At 71.1% G+C, this 16,320-nt stretch carries 12 protein-coding genes; 2 read left to right on the top strand and 10 right to left on the bottom strand.

The window, feature by feature from the left end:
- Positions 1-29 precede the first annotated feature (29 nt).
- The 4 genes from ACWV17_RS22045 to ACWV17_RS22030 all read right to left on the bottom strand — a co-directional run bounded on the left by ACWV17_RS22045 (position 30) and on the right by ACWV17_RS22030 (position 3,324).
- The gene (locus ACWV17_RS22045; protein ID WP_455353240.1) at positions 30-308 is read right to left on the bottom strand and encodes a MoaD/ThiS family protein; all 279 of its coding nucleotides are present in this window, start codon (positions 306-308) and stop codon (positions 30-32) included.
- 19 nt (positions 309-327) lie between these two features.
- Positions 328-1,098, bottom strand: a complete 771-nt coding sequence (locus ACWV17_RS22040; protein ID WP_455361174.1) for a HesA/MoeB/ThiF family protein — start codon at positions 1,096-1,098, stop codon at positions 328-330.
- A 128-nt stretch (positions 1,099-1,226) separates the two neighbouring features.
- On the bottom strand, positions 1,227-2,636 hold the full coding sequence (locus ACWV17_RS22035; protein ID WP_455361108.1) for a sensor histidine kinase: 1,410 nt from the start codon (positions 2,634-2,636) through the stop codon (positions 1,227-1,229).
- A 10-nt stretch (positions 2,637-2,646) separates the two neighbouring features.
- The gene (locus ACWV17_RS22030) at positions 2,647-3,324 is read right to left on the bottom strand and encodes a response regulator transcription factor (protein ID WP_455353242.1); all 678 of its coding nucleotides are present in this window, start codon (positions 3,322-3,324) and stop codon (positions 2,647-2,649) included.
- Positions 3,325-3,677: 353 nt separating this feature from the next.
- Between ACWV17_RS22030 and ACWV17_RS22025 the strand changes: the two genes are divergently transcribed.
- Together ACWV17_RS22025 and ACWV17_RS22020 are read left to right on the top strand one after the other, a co-directional pair.
- On the top strand, positions 3,678-3,818 hold the full coding sequence (locus tag ACWV17_RS22025) for a hypothetical protein (protein ID WP_455353243.1): 141 nt from the start codon (positions 3,678-3,680) through the stop codon (positions 3,816-3,818).
- A 43-nt stretch (positions 3,819-3,861) separates the two neighbouring features.
- Complete coding sequence (locus ACWV17_RS22020; protein WP_455361107.1) at positions 3,862-4,575, top strand: 4'-phosphopantetheinyl transferase family protein; 714 nt, start codon at positions 3,862-3,864, stop codon at positions 4,573-4,575.
- Here ACWV17_RS22020 and ACWV17_RS22015 read toward each other — a convergent pair.
- The 6 genes from ACWV17_RS22015 to ACWV17_RS21990 all read right to left on the bottom strand — a co-directional run.
- On the bottom strand, positions 4,566-5,351 hold the full coding sequence (locus ACWV17_RS22015; RefSeq protein WP_455361106.1) for a thioesterase II family protein: 786 nt from the start codon (positions 5,349-5,351) through the stop codon (positions 4,566-4,568). The two genes, ACWV17_RS22020 and ACWV17_RS22015, sit on opposite strands and share 10 nt — an antisense overlap.
- 31 nt (positions 5,352-5,382) lie before the next feature.
- Entirely contained in the window at positions 5,383-6,999 is a 1,617-nt protein-coding gene (locus ACWV17_RS22010) for a condensation domain-containing protein (RefSeq protein WP_455361105.1), read from the bottom strand.
- Complete coding sequence (locus tag ACWV17_RS22005) at positions 6,992-11,014, bottom strand: non-ribosomal peptide synthetase (protein ID WP_455361104.1); 4,023 nt, start codon at positions 11,012-11,014, stop codon at positions 6,992-6,994. Before ACWV17_RS22005 ends, ACWV17_RS22010 begins: the two co-directional genes overlap by 8 nt.
- On the bottom strand, positions 11,011-14,244 hold the full coding sequence (locus ACWV17_RS22000; protein ID WP_455361103.1) for an amino acid adenylation domain-containing protein: 3,234 nt from the start codon (positions 14,242-14,244) through the stop codon (positions 11,011-11,013). The genes ACWV17_RS22005 and ACWV17_RS22000 overlap by 4 nt, the downstream gene beginning before the upstream one ends.
- A gap of 521 nt (positions 14,245-14,765) precedes the next feature.
- On the bottom strand, positions 14,766-15,335 hold the full coding sequence (locus ACWV17_RS21995) for a response regulator transcription factor (protein WP_455353249.1): 570 nt from the start codon (positions 15,333-15,335) through the stop codon (positions 14,766-14,768).
- Between the two features lie 299 nt (positions 15,336-15,634).
- On the bottom strand, positions 15,635-16,320 hold a 686-nt coding region (locus ACWV17_RS21990; RefSeq protein ID WP_455361102.1), incomplete at its 5' end, for an MFS transporter.

Raw genomic sequence — 16,320 nt, 5'->3', positions numbered from 1 at the left:
GATGAGGAAACCTCGCCGCGTGGTGCCGGCTATCGCGCACCTCCGGCCATCGCGGGGATCACGTGGACCTCGTCCCGGTCGGTCACGGCGGTCGTCTCACCGTCGAGCCCCCGGATGTCGTCACCGTTCACGAAGACGTTGATGTGCGGGAGCAGTCGCCCGGCGCTGTCGCGGAGCAGGCTCCGGACGGCCGGGTAACGGGCCGCGAAGTCCTCGAAGGCCTCGGCCACCGTGGTTCCGGACACCTCGGCCGTGGCCCGGCCGTCGGTGTGACGTCGCATGATCGTCGGGATGAAGAGTCTGGGCATGACCGGATTTCCTTCGGGTTCAGGAGTGGGCTACGACGAGGCTGCCGCAGGTCTGGCAGTCGGGCCGCCGCAGCACGTTGAGGAGGCGGGTCATGTTCGTGCGGAGGTCGAAGTACATCAACTGCGAGTCGAGCGGCTCCGCGAATCCGGTGATCACCTTGATCGCCTCCATGGCGGTCATGGTGCCGACCAGGCCGGAGGCCGGACTCATCACCGGGAACACGCCGATGTCGTTCCAGTAGTCCGGCTTCTGCGGGTAGACACAGGTCAGGCACGGCGTCCGGCCGGGCCGCACGGTCATGACGTAGCCCTCGGTGTCGTACATCGCACCGGACACGAGCGGGATGCCCAGGTCGACTGCGGCCTGGTTGAGGGCGTAGCGCTCCTCGAACAGGGGTGCGCCGTCCGCGATGAGGTCGGCGTCGCCCACGATCGAGCGCACATTGTCCGGGGTGACGTACTCGGCAATCGTGGTGACGTCGACCTCGGGATTGATCCGGCGGAGCGTGTCGGCGAACGCGTCCGCGCACGGCCTGCCCAGGTCGTCGGCCGAGGCGAGCAGCCAGCGGTTGAGGAACTCCGGCACCACCGTGCCTCCGTGGGCGACGGTCAGCCGGCCCACCCCGGCCATCGCCAGGTGCGCGGCGACCGTTCCGCCGACGCCTCCGCCGCGCGAGATGACGACGTGTGCGTCCCGCAGCCGTCGCTGGCCGTCGAGGCCGAAGCCGTCCTGCCGGATCTGCCGCGAGTATCTGTCGAGCTGGAACTGGGTGAAATCAGGCGCCTGCACTGTCAACGCTACCCCCGTGGTCGGACGAGTCGCCTCGCTGTTCGATTGCGACCGACCGTATGGGCGCGCAGGTCAGCAGCGCCGCAGCGGAACGTTAAGAAACTGCAAGGACCTGACAGGCACGTGTCCTACCGCTGCTGGGGGTGAGACCACCGCGGTAGCGTCACCTGCGCGTCCACGCCATGGGACGGTGCGCCGACCGGTTCCAGGCGCAGTGAGCCGCTGTTGGCCTCCGCGAGCGCGTGGGCGATGGCCAGGCCGAGGCCGGACCCCTCCCGGTCGGCGGAGTCGCTGCCCCGCCAGAACCGGTCGAGGGCACGGCGGCACTCCTCCGGTGTCATGCCCGGGCCCTCGTCGATGACGTGTACGCGGACGGTGTCGCCGGCGGTCCCGGACCGGACGACGACGGTCGTCCCCTCGCCGGAGACGTGGAGCGCGTTGTCGATGAGGACGTCGAGTACTTGCTCCAGGTGCCCCGGGACGCAGGCGCACACGGCGTCGCCGGCCGGCTCGGACGCGACCAGTTCCACGCCCTTGCGGGAGGCCGCCTCGCTCCAGGCGACGACCCGCTCGGCCACGACGGCGTCGACGTCAACGGGCTGCACGGGCTGGTCCATGCCCTCCGCCCGTGCCAGACGCAGCATCTGGTCGAGGATGGCGGACAGTCGCTCGGCCTCGGCAACGGCCTGTTCGAGCTGCCGCCCGCCCTCGGGCCGTACCCATGTTTCCAGCGCCTCCACGCGGAGCCGCAGCGCGGTCAGCGGGTTGCGCATCTGGTGCGACGCGTCCGCCACGAAGGCCCGTTGGGCGTCGAGCAGCGTGACGAGCCGGTCCGCCATCCGGTCGAACGCCCGGAAGAGCCGGCGTATCTCCGGCGGGCCGTCCGTGTACTGGGCGCGGACGTCGTAGGCGCCGTCGGCGATGGCCTGAGCAGTCCTGTCGAGTCGCTCGATCGGCCGGAGCAGCCACCGGCTCAACGGGATCCCGGCGAGCGCCACGGCAGTGAGCGCCAGCGCCGCCACCACCAGGAGGATGAGCACGTGGTCGACGATGTCGTCCTGCAGCGCGGCAGTGAAGACGATGGCGCCGACCGCGCCGACCACGACCTCGCCCCGGTAGACCGGCTCGGCGAAGAGCACCGGCTGCGGTCGGAGGGTGTAGCCGCGGCGATGGGCCATGCCGGTGCTCACGCCGCGCGTCGCGCTGCTCAGGCGTGGACGGAGCGTGTCTGCCACACCGGTTGTCCCGGCGGTGGTCCCGGCCCTGGAGGTCAGGATGATCCGGCCGCCGCGGTCCACGACGACGATCGCGGTGTCGTGGCGCCGGTCGTAGCTCCGGATCCGGTCTTCGAGATCGTCGGGGGACTCCCCGGTCAGTACCGGCCCGGCGTCCTTGGCGAAACTCTGGACGTTCTGATGACGGACCGTCACCAGATGGTGGTATTCGTTGAGTGAGTAGCTGAGCGCCAGCGGGACACCCATCATCAGCAGGATCAGCGCGGTGAGCGACAGGTACGTGATCAACAGCCGTATCTGCACGCCGCATCCCTCACTGGTCGGGTTCGCTGAGCCGGAAGCCGACACCGCGAACCGTGTCGATCCACCGTTTGTCACCGAGCTTCGTGCGCAGGGCCGCGACATGGACGTCCAGCGTCCGGGTGGATCCGTACCAGTTCTCGTCCCACACCCGCGCGATGATCGACTCCCTGGTCAGTACGGCCCCGCAGTCGCCGGCCAGCATCACCAGGAGGTCGAATTCCTTGGCGGTCAGGGTCAGGGGCCGGCCGGCGAGGGTCACCTGCCGGGCCCGGACATCGATCGACAGAGGCCCCACCTCGACCAGGGAGCGGGAGTCGCCGCCCGGGGCCGTGGGAGGCCCGCTGCGCCTCATGACCGCTTCGATCCGCGCCAGGAGCTCGCGAATGCCATAGGGCTTGACGACGTAGTCGTCGGCACCGGCCTGAAGCAGCAGCACCCGGTCGAGTTCCTCCGAGCGTGCGGTCACCGCGATGATGGGAACCGTGGAAACGGCCCGGATCCGGCGGCACACCTCGTACCCGTCGAGGTCGGGAAGGTTCAGGTCCAGCAGGACGAACTCCGTCTCGCCCGCCGTGTCCACCGCCCGGGTTCCCGTAGGCGCCCAGGTGACGGCATGACCGTGCTGCCTGAGGATCTCTGCGAGCGCGTCAGCGACGTGCTCGTCGTCCTCCACCAGAAGTATGCGCACGAAAGTCCACCGAATCGTTTTCGGAGGCACCCCCGCCTCCCCCGTGGGGATCTTAGTTCAGGAACCGCGCCGGTTGACTGGGCGTCCGCTCAATGAACTCGCCTTCAACGCGCCTTCAACTCACCCCGGGTACCGAATCTTTGAAGAATCCGCGGTCGGGCCGACCCGAGCCAGGAAGCCGCGAAGCCCGGCTTTCGTCGCTTCGCACTTTCCTGCACCGCCCCTGTCGGGCCATTGCACAGATACGGCTTAATGTGGGCACCGATCCACCGGTCCGCATCACAGGAGGCACGCCGGTGCCCTGGCCACCACGCACGCGCAGGAGCCTCAGCCGAACGGCTCCCGCATGGCTCATGATCGCCGCCGCCCTCGTGCTCCTGGTCCTGGCGGGCTGGCTGATGCTGGGCTTCTACGTCTCACACGACCAGACCTCCGATCGCTGTGCCGACGGGACCGGCTCACCGCAGCGCGTGGAGTGCGTCTCTCGCGGCTGAAGGGCAGTGCAGCCGCGCGCCCGGCCTTCCGTATGCTGCGTCGGTGATCGACGACGCGAGGCAGCAACCCGCGGTACTGCGGGCCGGGGTGTGGGAGCAGCCGTTGGTGCCCCCCGCGGCGGGCGAGAAGCCCCGGCTCTGGCTGGTGGTCCCGGACGAGTTCCGGTCCGTGATGGACCGGCTGGCCGGCTCCGTGCTCGACAGCGGCGAGCAGGAACGGGCGGCGCGGTTCCATCGGGCCGGCGACAGGGACACGTATCTGGCCGCGCATGTCGGTCTGCGTCTGCTGCTGGGCGCCTACCTGGGTACGGACCCGGCGGACGTGCCGCTGGACCGGTTGCCGTGCCCGTCGTGCCGGAAACCGCACGGGCGTCCCGTGGTACGCGGCAACCCCCTGCACTTCTCGCTCTCCCACACTGAGGGGCTCTGCCTGTTCGCCTTCGCGTCGACGCCGGTGGGCGTGGACGTGGAGACCGTCCCGGAACTCGCGGCCGCCGACGAGATCGCCGTGCTGCTGCACCCGCGGGAGACCGCCGAGTTGAGCGGTTTCGACGCGGCGGAGCGCCCGTTCGCGTTCGCTCGGGTCTGGGCGCGCAAGGAGGCCTATCTGAAGGGGCTGGGCACCGGGCTGGTGCGTGCCCCCTCGCTGGACTACGTGGGTGCCGTGCCCGAGGGGGCGGCCGCACCGCCGGGCTGGACGGTGAGCGACGTGGCCGTGGGTGACGGCCACGCCGCCGCCGTCGCGGTTCAGGACTGAGAGACCGTCCGGGCCGGCATGAACGGGCGCAGCCGGTGCGCGATCAGGCCGGAGATCTCCGCTGCCACGTCGCGCACGAAGAAGTGGCCGCCGGGGAAGGTGTCCAGGGTGCAGGTGCCGGTGGTGTGGTGGCGCCAGGCAGCTGCCTCGTCGTGCGTCACCTTGGGATCGTCCTCGCCCAGCAGCACGGCGACCGGGCAGCTCGGCTCGGGTGCGGGCCGGTGCCGGTACGTCTCGATGGCCCGGTAGTCGACCCGTACGGCGGGCAGGACCATCCGCAGGACGTCGAGATCGTCGAGCACCTCCGCGTCGGTGCCGTCGAGCGTCCGCAGCTCGTCCACCAGCCCTTCGTCGTCCTTGAGATGCGCGTACTCGTCCCGGTGGCGAGAGGGGGCCCTGCGGCCGGAGGCGAACAGTACGGCGGGCGGTGCCTGCAGCTCGTGCTCCAGGCGCCTGGCCGTCTCGTAGGCCACCACCGCCCCCATACTGTGGCCGAACAGCGCGAGCGGCCGTTCGTCCAGCAGGGGCGTCAGTGCCTCCATGATCCCGTCGGTCAGCTCGGCGATGTCATCGAGTGCCGGTTCCGACCGGCGGTCCTGTCGGCCCGGGTACTGGACGGCGAGTACCTCCACGGCCGGTGAAAGGGCCCTGGAGAAGGGGAAGTAGAAGCCGGCCGCCCCGCCGGCGTGCGGGAGGCACACCAGGCGGACAGCGGCACGGTCCGACGCGTGGAAGCGCCGGAGCCAGCGGGTGTCGGTCGGCACGGGTCCGGTCATGGTCCGCTCTCCGTCGTCTCGTCGGTCCTGGTCACCGCACCGCGGCGGGGCCGGACCAGTCGTTGTCCTCGTCCGCCAGCCGGTGGAGCAGCTCCTCGTAGGCGCGGAGCATGTCGTCCATCAGGCCCTCGGGGAAGAGCTCGTCCACGGCGTCCCAGGCCAGCAGCACCGCGTCGTCGAGCTTGTAGACCTGGTGGTCCAGCCAGACCTGCGGGGTCTGGGACAGCATCCACGTCCATTCGCCCAGCCGGTCCCGGACTTCGGGGCGGACGAACGCCGACCCGAGGTTGCACGCGAACACCACCGGGGCGCCGGCGCGTTTCCCGGCGTTGGCCCGGCGCAGGTCCTGCAGCACGTTCAGCGTGGAGTACTGGGCGTGCGAAACGTTCTCCTGAAGCTGACGCTGCAGGTCGCCGGCGCGCCGCGCGAACGGGGCCGGCTGCCGCAGGTCCACGGCCAGCAGCACGAGGCTGGTGAAGTCGGCCACCATGTCGTTGACGGCCGGATCCAGCGGCTGCCGGTCGAACAGCGGCACGTTGAGCAGGAAATGCCGGTTCTCGCTCCACGCGCCCAGCACCTCCGCGTAAGCGGTCGCCAGGACCATCGCGGCGGTCAGACCGTGCTCACCGGCGCGACGGGTGATGCGGTCCCAGGCGTCCGCGGCAAGCCGGAAGCCTCGCCGGGAGAAGACCGGCCGGGTGATGTGCTCGGGGCGTACGGCGAGGGGCAGGTCCGGCCCCGACGTGGGCAGCTCCGCGAGCCGGCCGCGCCAGAAATCGCGCGCGACCGCCAGCGGGCTGCCGGGGGTTCCGGGGGCGCCGCACCAGGTGCGGTGGTCCTGCAGGTACTGCGCGAACCCGTACGCGGGAGCCGGCGGCAGCCGCTCCGGGTCCTGGTAGGCGGTCGCCAGATCCGCAAGCACGAGCTCGATACTGGCGACATCCGCCACCAGCAGGTCGATGTTGACGTGGATACGGGTGCGGCCGCCCGGCAGCAGGGTCAGCTGCACGTCGAACACCTCGCCGGCACCGACGTCGAGCAGCCGGTGGGACAGTCGCGAGCGCAGCTCCTCAAGTCCCCGCTCGACGTCCTGCTCGCCGGAGCGGGTGAGGTCGTGCACGACGAGGCCCGCCCAGGGGCTCTTGTCGAGGATCAGCTGACGGCCGTCGTCCAGGAACCGGGCGCGCAGCATGTCGTGCCGCTCGAGAACCCGCCGTACCGCGGTGTCCAGCCGGTCGGGGGATATCGCGCTGCCGTCGAGCTCCAGGAAGGCGTGGCACCCGACGCCGCCGAGGGTCATTCCCTCGCGGCGCCCTATCCAGTAGGCCCGTTGGACCGGTGTGAGGTCGAAGGCGGCCGCGCCGTCGACCAGGTGCCGTTCCGCACTCGGCCCGGCGAGCGGCTCGGCCTGCGGAGCCGCGCTCGTCGCCGTCAGCAACGCGTACCAGTGCTCCACGGTGGGATGTTCGGCCAGCTCGCGGAAGGTCACGGCAGCCCCGGCGCGCCGCCAGCCGCCCGCCAGCCTCATCATCCTGATGGAGTCCATGCCGTGCCCGATCAGGTTCGCGGCATCAGGGATCGAGTCGGCGTCCACACCGAGCACGTCGGCCGCCGCGCGCCGGATGTCGTCCTTCGACAGTTCATTCATGGTCAGAACCCTTGCCGTGGTGTGAGTGGAGCCCGTCGAGCCAGGCGGTGACCCGCTCGGCGACGGCGGAGAGCGGGCCGGGGCCGACGACCGAGTAGTGGTCGTACGGCCAGACCTCCGTCTCCAGCGCGGAGCAGAGGGCACGCCACGCCGGAACCGGATCGGGCCGTTCGACCTCGCCGGCGACGATCAGGAGGGTGGGCACCCGTGACGAGCCGGCCCGGTGGTCGCTCAGGATCGCCAGGTTGTGGGCGTGGACCCGCATCAGCAGCTCGTACTGGCGCACGCCCGCCTCCTCGGGGATCCACCCGTGGCGGGCGGCGACGCCCGCCCCGGTCGCCACGAGGCGGTCGGGAGAGGCTGCCAGTACCGCGGTCCGTGCGGCCCCGGGCAGCTGCCCGCCGGCGAGGTCACCGAGGAACTCCAGGTGCCGGTCCGCTTCGGTGGCGGGCGCCCTGAGCTCCATGAGGTCGCTGTCGATCATGAAGACGGCGGCCTCGTGGCCCTCCGCGGCCAACCTCGCGGCGACCTCGTACGCGAGCACGCCGCCCATCGACCAGCCGCCCAGTACGTACGGCCCCTCGGGCTTCACCCGCAGCAGTTCCTCGCGGTAGGCCGTCGCCATGGCCGTCACATCCGTATCGAGGGCGGTTGTCGTGCCCTCGGCGAGAGCCCGGCTCTGGAAGGCGTGGACGGGACCCGGCCAGGAGCGCGCCAGCGCCGTGTAGCTGGTGACCGAACCACCCACGGGATGGAAGAGGAAGAGCTCCGGTCCCCCGTCCGCGGCGGCTCCGCCGGACAGCATGACGCGGCAGGAGGCAACCCGGTCGCGCTCCTCGATCCGCTCGGCGAGCGCCCGTACGGTCGGGGCCTCGAAGACCTCTCCGAACTGCAGCTCGACGCCGAGATCCGAGTCGATACGGCCGATCAGCCGCAGCGCGAGCAGCGAGTTGCCGCCCAGGGCGAAGAAGTCGCTGTCCGGCTCGACCACGTCGACGTCGAGCAGCTCCGCCCAGAGCGCGCTCAGCCGCTTCAGCAGCTCGCTGGTGGTCGCGTCCTCGTGCGCCGGCGCTGTGCCCGGGGCGGGGCGCGTCCGGGCGGCGAGGGCGGCCAGCGCTCCCGCGACGTCCACCTTGCCGTTGGGCGTCAGCGGCAGGGTGTCCAGCACATGGATCTGACCGGGGATCAGGTAGTGCGGCAGCCGCGACTGGAGGTGGCTGCGCACCGTCCGGCTGTCGAGCTCCTCACCCGCGCGCGGGACGACGAGCGACACCAGGCGCCGCTGGCCGCCGGAGCCCTCCACGCCGCTCACCACGCACTCCCGTACGGCCGGGTGTTCGCGGACCGCCGCTTCGACCTCTCCGGGCTCGACCCGGAAACCCTGGATCTTCAGCTGACGGTCCTCGCGGCCGAGGAACTCGATGGTGCCGTCCGGCCGGTAACAGCCGAGGTCTCCCGTCCAGTACAGCCGCTCCCCCGTCTCCGGGTGCCGAACAAAGCGTTCCGCCGTCCGGTCCTCGTCCCGCCAGTACCCGCGGCTGAGCCCCACTCCGCCGATGTGGATACGGCCGACCGCCCAGGGTGCGCGCAGGCCCAGCCGGTGATCGAGTACCCGCATGGTCTGGTTCCGCAGCGGCACGCCGTAGGGAATGCTGTGCCAGTCGGGATCGACGTGGTCGATTTCATGGATGTTCGACCAGATGGACGCCTCCGTCGCACCGCCCATCGCGATGAGCCGCACATCCGGCCAGACGGCGCGCAGCCGGTCCGGCAGCGCGAGCGGGATCCAGTCGCCGCTCATCATGACCGAACGCAGCGGCGGCGCGTCCGCTCCCGGCTTCTTCTCGACCACCTCGGCCAGCATCTGGGCCAGCGCGGGCACCGAGTTCCAGACCGTCGCCCCGTGCGCGGCCGCCGCCTCGGCCCAGCCCACCGGATCGGGCCGGGACGTCGCCGCCGGAAGCACGAGGGCGGCGCCGGCGGCGAGCGCCCCGAACACGTCCCACACGGACAGGTCGAAGCTCAGGGAGGAGATGCCGAAGACGCGGTCCCGGGGCCCCAGCGCGAGACGCTGGTTGATGTCGGCGACGGTGTTCACCGCCGCCCCGTGCTCGATCATGACGCCCTTGGGCTGCCCCGTCGAGCCCGAGGTGTAGATGACGTAGGCGAGGTCGGCGGGGTCGCCCGGGTGGTCCGGGAGCGGCGCCGACGCCGGCTCCGTCCCGTCCACGGCCAGGACCGGCCGGGACCCGAGTGCGTCGGTGCCGGGGGCGCTGTGGGACTGCACCAGCGCCACGCGTGCGGAACACGCCTCCAGCAGGTACTGGACGCGCTCGGCCGGCAGCCCGGCGTCGACGGGGCAGTAGGCCGCGCCTGCCCGCAGCACACCGAGGACGGCGACCACCTGTTCCCAGCCCTTGGCCATGACCACGGGCACGATGTCGCCGCGCCCCACTCCCCGGCCGGCGAGCCAGTGGGCCACACCCCGGGAGAGGGCTTCGACCTCCCCATAGGTGAGCGTCCGACGCGCGCTCACGACGGCGGTGGCGTCCGGCGTCGCGGCCGCCCGGCGGAGGAAGCCGTCCTCCAGGCGCTCCCGCGGAGCGGGCGAGACATCGCCGTTCAGCGCGGCGATCGCGGCCCGGTGGCCGGCCGGGACCGGGTCCGGCTCCCGCTCCGCGCCCTCCGGGCCGGCGAGGGTGTCGAGCATGCGTCCGTACGCCTCGAACATGAGGTCCGGCAGGCCGGGCGGGAACGCCTCGTCGACGACGTCCCAGACGCAGTCCACGCCGCCGTTCGCCCCGTCGTGGAGCTGGTTGTCCACCAGGACCTGCGGGGTCCGCAGATCACTGGTGACCTCGCGGCACGCGAGCCGTTCACGGTCACACGGCTCCCGAGCAGTCCCCGGCGCCGCCGGGGGCGAGGGCTTCAGCATGCTGGTGAAGACGTACGGCAGTGCGGCGCGGGAGGTCCAGCCCCGGCGGGCGGCGAGCTCACGTGTGATCCGTACCCCGGCCACATCGGCATGCTGAAGGTCCCGCAGCACCTGCTTTTGCAGGCTCCGGGCGCGCTGCCAGAAGTCCCCGGTCTGCCGCAGGTCCACCTCCAGGGGCAGGGTGGCACCGAACTGGCCCACCACACCTGCCATTTGGGGCCGGGACGTCGCCCAGTTCTGGTGCAGCATGTTCAGGCAGAAGTGCGGGTTCTCCGCCCACGTGCCGAGCACTTCGGCGAACACGTGGAGCAGCGCGGTGGTCGGCAGGATGCGGTGCCGGCGGAAGGCGACGCACAGCCGCTGCCACTGGTCGCCGCTGAGCCGGTGGGTGCGCCGGGTGAAGCGGACCGTGCGGATGGCCGAGGGCTGCACGGCCGACGGCAGCCGGGGGGCGTCCGGGAGGGTCTCCAGTCGCTGCTCCCAGTACCGCCACTGTTCCTGGTACTCCGGGCTGCTCTCGTGGGCGAGCAGCTCCATCCGGCACTCGCGGTAGGTGAGCGCCGGTTGCGGCAGATTCGCAGCGGGATCCTGGTAGAAGGTCCGCCATTCGTCCATGACCTGGCGGATACCGCGGCCGTCGAGCAGGAGCAGGCTCATCGCGATGTGGACCCGGAACCGCCGGGGCCGTACCCGGTGGACGACGATCTCGAAGAGCGGCGCGCGGGCGGGGTCGACGCCCTGCTCGCACATGCGCTCCCTGGTCGCCCGGAGTGCGGCCTCCCGGCCTTCGTCGTCGAGGCCGCTCAGATCGGTCAGATCGGTCACCGGCAACCGGTAGGGCGGGATGTCATCCACGGGGATCACCCGTTGGGTGCCCGTCCGGTCGATCACGACCCTCAGATGGTCGTGGCGGCGCAGCAGTCGGTCCACGGCCCGTTCGGCGCGGGACGGATCGAGGTTCACCATGTCGAGCTCGACGTAGTAGCCCGGCAGGAATCCCCCCAGCTCCACCATGCGGGACATCCCCACCACGTACGCCTCCTGAAGGGGCGTCAGCGGGAAGGGGGCGTGCGTGGTCATCCCCGGACCTCCGCGTCCCCGGCCTCCGCGTCCCCGGCCAGGACGGCGGCCAGTTCCTTGATCGTCGGGGCCTCGAAGAGCATGTCGATGGCCTCGTCGCCGGTCTGCTCGATGCCGAGCTCGGTGCGGAACCGGCCTACCATGCGGACCGCGTGCAGCGAGTCTCCGCCGAGGTCGAAGAAGTTGTCCTCGATGCCGAAGTCGTCGCGTCCCAGTGCGTCGCACCAGATGGCGAACAGCCGTTGCTCCAGCTCGGTCCGGGGCAGCGTCCGGTCCTCCGGTGCCGACTCTCGCCAGGGGGACGGCAGGGCGGAGCGGTCGACCTTGCCGTTGGCGCTCAGGGGCAGTTCGTCGAGCGTCAGGTAGTGGTGGGGGACCATGTAGTCGGGCAGCAGGTCACCCAGGATCTTGTTGAGCATCGTCAGGTCGAGGGCTTCACGGCCGGCGGGCGCTCCCGCGATCAGGACGTGCTGGACGAGTGCGTCCACCGCCGGAGCGCCGTCAGGTACCGGAGCGAACCGGGAGAACCCCGCGGCCGCCAGGTGCTCCTGCCACTCGGGCACCGACAGCAGGGTGGCCTCGCGCTGGTCCTGGTAGTTCCCGAAGCCTTCGAGGAAGGCGAAACTGATCATGTTGAGCGGTGAGTTGAACGTCCCCTCGATCAGCACGAGGACGCCGTCCGCGGTGAGCAGCCGCCGGATGGCGGCCAGGCTCTTCGTCAGGTCCTTGGCGTCGTGCAGCACGTTCGCCGCGACGACGACGTCGGCGCACCCGGCCGCCAGGCCCTGCGGGGCGGGGTCGGCGTCGATGTCGAACAGCCCGTAGCCGACAAAGGGATAGACGCTCTCGTAGCGCCTTCTCGCGGACTCGGTGAACGCGGTCGACAGGTCGGTGAAGCGGTACTCGACCCGGTCGGCCGGCAGTGCGGGAAGCACACGGTCCGAGGTCGATCCGGTACCCGCGCCGACTTCCAGAATCCGGACCTTGCGGTCGGCCGGGTACTGCTCCACGAAGCGGCGGACGGCCTGCGCGGCGATCCGGTTCTGCACCTGGGCGGCCGGGTTGGCGGCGTACAGCGCGTCGGTGACGCGCCAGTCGCCGTCGGGCAGGAGAAGCTGCAGCGGCCGTACCTCGCCGTGCAGCAGCGGGACCTGGCGGTCGATGCAGGCGGTGAAGTACTCCAGCAGCGTCCGGTCGGGCCCGCTCGCCTCGATGTCCCCGAGCGCGGCGCTGATCTCCTGCTCCAGCAGGCGGGCGTCCAGGGCCTGTACGGCGAGGTACTCGCCGGCCCGTCCGGTGGCCCGCAGGATTCCGCGGTCCGCGAGGACGCGCATCCACTGGCCGACGAGTCCGCGATAGACGGGCCGGACACCGTGGTGTTCGACGAGCCGGTCCGCGTCGGCCGGCTCTCCGGCGGTGGTGAAGACGCCGAGCCGGGCGAAGGTACGGGCCATGACGGAGGGGGCGAGGGCTTCCAGCCGGTGCCAGAGACCGCGGAACGTCTCGATGGCGGGGGCGAGTTCCCCGGTGGCCTGCCGCAGTTCGGACTGTGCCGCTTCGAGTACCGCCGGCCACGCGAGCGCGGGATCGGTGCCAGGACCGCCCCCCGGGCCGGCCGCACCGTCCTCGGGCACGACGTAGGCGACGAGCTGGCCGCGGTGGGTCGCGGGGTTGGTGTCGACGGTGATGACGGCCTCGTTCACGCCGGGCTGCCGGCGGAGTACGGCGGCGATCTCGTCGAGTTCGATGCGGTAGCCGTTGACCTTGACCTGGGTGTCCTCGCGGCCGAGGAACTCGATGTCGCCGCCGGGCAGATAGCGGCCCACGTCACCCGTGCGGTAGAGCGTCTCGCCCGAAACGGGATGGACGATGAACCGCTCGGCGGTCCGCACCGGGTCGGCCCAGTAACCCTTGGCCACGCCGATGCCGCCGATGAGGATCTCGCCCGTGGTCCACACGGGACAGGGGTCGAGCGCCTGGTCGAGCACGTGCAGCGTCTGGTTGGCGAGTGGTTTGCCGTACGGGATGCGGCTCCACTCCTCCGGTACCTCGCCGATGGGGTAGTGCACCGACCAGATGGACGCCTCGGTTGCGCCGCCGAGGCTGATGACCCGGGTGTCCGGGTACGACGCGCGGATCGTGTCCGGCAGTGACACCGGTATCCAGTCGCCGCTGAGCATGACCAGACGCAGCGGCGCCGAGGCGGGCACCGGGGTGGGCGCCTCCAGCCAGACGCGCATCAGGGCGGGCACCGAGTTCCAGACCGTCACACCGTGGCGCTCGACCAGTTGCGACCAGTGCTCCGGATCGTGGGCCCGGCCCGGGGCGGGCATCACGAGCGCCGCTCCGGCCGCGAGCGCGCCGAAGATGTCGTAGACGGAGAGGTCGAAGCTGAGCGACGAGAGCGCGAGCACGCGGTCGGTGGGCCCGACGCCGAAGCGCTGGTTGATGTCCTGGACGGTGTTGGCCGCGCCGCGGTGGTCGATGACCACACCCTTGGGCTGCCCGGTCGAGCCGGAGGTGAAGATCACGTACGCCAGGTCGTCGGGGCCGGGTGCGACGTCCAGCGGGCCGGAGGCGGCCGCGCGCACCTCTGGGTCGTCGAGCGTCACCAGCGTCAGACCGGCGGGCCAGTCGAGCTGGTCCCGCAGCCGCGGAGTGGTGACCACGATCCGCACGCCGCCCTGCTCGACCAGCTGGGCACGCCGGGCGGCGGGCCACTGCGGGTCGATGGGCAGGTACGCGGCCCGGGAGAGGGTGACGCCCAGCACGGCCGGGACCTGCGCGGCGCTCTTCTCGACGACCACGGCGACGAGTTGGCCCGGTGTCGCGCCGAGTGCGGTGAGGCGGCGGGCGAGCCGCCGGGCGCCGGTCACGACCTCGCGGTAGGTGAGCCGGCCGTCCTCCGCGAGTACCGCGACCGCGTCCGGGGTTTCGGCCGCCTGTGCCTCCACGAGGCCGCAGAGGGTCGCGGCCGGGATGTCGGCGGCCGTCCGGTTGGCGCCGTCCCGTTCGTCCCGCTGCCACTGCGGCAGGGACGCGATCCTGCCGGGGGCGTCCCACGCCCCGGGGTCGCGGGACAGCCGGTTCAGCAGCTCCGAGCAGACACCCGCGAGGTCGTCGGGCAGTCCGGCGGGGAACTGGGCCGGCTGGATCTCCCAGGTGACCGCAAGGCCGCCGTCCTGTTCGGCGAGGCGGCAGCTGAGGGAGGGCACGGGTCCCTCGGCCACGCCGGTCGAGCTGCCGCTGGACGCGCTCGGCGCGTGCGGCGAACGAGTCGCCCCCGGGGCATACGTCGAAGGTGAGCGGGTGGACGCCGCTCCGGTCCGGCGGGACGAGGTCGAGCGAGAAGTCGGGCCGCCTGGACCACAGGCGCAGCGCATCGGCGGCAGCTGTCACCACGGCTGCGGCCGGGGTGACACCTCGGCCGCTCGCCGTCTTCAGGAGTGATTCCCAGTCGGTGCCCTCGGTCCGACTCGGGTATCGAGCGAAATCGGTTTCTGCAATCCTTCCCGATTGCGATGCCGCAGGCAATTCGGGGGCAGAAGCAAGGTGTGTCAGGCGCAGCTGTATTCCTTCGCCACGCATTTCGGCAAATCGATTCTGTGCCATATATGAAACCTGCCCTACTGTCCTCGCACGCCCGGCGCGGCCCGACGGCGCGACGGCGACTGTTTCTGGTGATCGAGCTGGATGATCGAGCGGACCCGGCCCGGACGTGTGGTGCCGGCCGGTTCGTCCGGTGGAGGCGTCAGGAGACGCCGCTCCCCACGTCGCTGAGCCGCAGCAGTCCGCTGCGCAGGGCGACAGCGACGGCCGAGGCTCTGTTCTGGCAGTTCAGCTTGCCCATGGCGTTGGCGAGATGGCGCTTGACGCCGTGCTCGGTGATTCCCATGACCCGGGCGATCTGGCGGTTGCTCAAACCCTGGGCCACTCCCCAGAGGGTCTCCGTCTCCCGCTCGGTGAGCCGGGGACGCCGGGGTTCCGCCTCCGTTGCCGCGGAGGCCAGCTGCACGACCTGGCGCAACGCCTCGGGAGAGATGGCTACCGTGCCCCGGCGCTGCGGCCCGAGGACTTCGTTGAGCTCGGCGCTCTGGAGGTCGTCCAGGCGCAGTACGACATCGGCGAGCACCCACTGCGCCGTGTCCAGCTGTCCCTGCATCAGGGACCGCACGATCAGGACCACATGAGTGGACCGGTCGGCGAGCATGGGGCCGAGCAGCGAGAGATCCCGCACCCCGACGTCCGACGAGAGAAAGAGACTGAGCGGCCGGCTCACTTGATCGAGCGGAATGTCGGCGGCGGAGGCCGCCGAGGTCACTCGCCCGCCCCCTCCTCCGGACTCCACGAAGCGCCGGAGTAATGCCCGCGACGACGGGTCGGGGTCGACGATCAGAACGTTACTACAGTCCTCATCCGCACCTTGGCGTTCACCTTGCACGTTTCCTCCCCCTGGGTCGGCAATTTCAGCCAAGAACCGCGCCTACTATTGACCATAGGAGCGTGGGGAGTCAAGGTTTTTCTGGGTAAGCCGTTTGCCGTGTTTGCCATGGAAAACTTAATGGGCATGCCTGGGTCACCCCGTCGGGAGGTTTTCCCGACGGGGTGCAAATATTGCGCTCAGTGAGCGAACACGGGCCCCGCCGACGGATCCGGGCGGCCCTTGGGGAGCAGCGCCAGACTGGCCACGGCTGCCACGACGGAGATGACCGCACAGGTCGCGAACGCGACACCGAAACCGTCGACGGACGGGACACCGGCTCCCCCACCGCCGTCCAGGCTCGCGCCGGCGACGGCCGCCACCACCGCGACACCGAGGGCGGCACCCAGCTCGTGGCCGGTGTTGACCAGTCCGGAGCCGAGGCCCGCGTCACGGTGCTCCACCCCGTGCATCGCACTGGTGATGGCACAGACGAAGGCGGCGCCCAAGCCGAAGGCCAGCAGCAGGAAACCGGGCAGCACCTGGGTCCAGGCGTTGCCGTCCCGCTCCAGCCCCGTCAGCAGGAGCGCACCGACCGCGGCGATCGCGAGCCCGCCACCGGAGGTCGCCCGCCAGCCCAGTCGCGCGACGGCCTGGGATCCGAGGTGGGCACCGATGGTGGTGGCCACGGCGACCGGAAGGAACACCAGGCCGGTCCGCAGCGCGGAGAAGCCGAGCACGTGCTGGAGGTAGAAGGAGCACAGGAAGAACGCCGAGATCAGGACGCCCGACGCGGCGAGCATTACCAGGTGTCGGCGTACGGCCTTAGCTCCCCAGTTGTGTACAGACGAACGTCCCCAGACGTCAGGCCACTTCGGTCTCTCGC

This window comes from Streptomyces mabaensis, from assembly GCF_053763515.1.
Note: the sequence above shows the minus strand (reverse complement) of the source record. Positions and strands in the feature narration are given on the sequence as shown.